This is a genomic window from Serratia sp. HMSC15F11, assembly GCF_001808215.1.
In the GTDB taxonomy this organism is placed as follows: domain Bacteria; phylum Pseudomonadota; class Gammaproteobacteria; order Enterobacterales; family Enterobacteriaceae; genus Serratia; species Serratia nevei.
On sequence record NZ_KV792454.1, the window covers coordinates 1 to 566 of the forward strand.

1 pseudogene is annotated in these 566 nt (G+C 43.3%); it reads right to left on the reverse strand.

Features of this window, described 5'->3' with window-relative positions:
• Nucleotides 1-566 (reverse strand): annotated as a pseudogene (locus HMPREF3138_RS26320) (fibronectin type III domain-containing protein); the annotation flags it as partial.

Sequence of the window (566 nt, forward strand, 5' to 3'; positions counted from 1 at the left end):
TCCGTCCACTTCGGCCCTGCATATTGCTGTGCCAATGATTTAGTACTGGTATAATCGCCACCAAAACGTACTTCTAGTTGTAAGTTGTTCTTGTATTTATCAATGAATTTATTCGGATTAACAATACCATCTTCAGTAATTGGTGAACCATCAATTAGAATTGGATCATTATCAATATAGATCTGGTTGATATACTTTTGTACGCCCGCGTAAGCAATTGTATGTTCGGTAAAGAGATATTGAGAATCATTATCTTTCACATTGAACCAAGGCACAATAGAACCAAGAAAAACGAATGAACCATTACTAGTATCTTTGTGTGGCATCTGACCGCCATACACAATCGGTAAACCTGTTTGCGGGCTTGTTGTTCGATTGGGAGTACTGGCACTATCCCCATAGCCTTTCATGTTGCCCGGTAAAGAAGTCATCATTGAAGTCATAATAAGACTAGCGGCACCAGCAGCAGCACCCCAGCCAACAGCCGCCCAGCCTACCGCAATTCCACCAGTATGTAAGGCTGCGGCAACAGTCACTGCCATCATAACGGCGGAAAGAATCCCGCC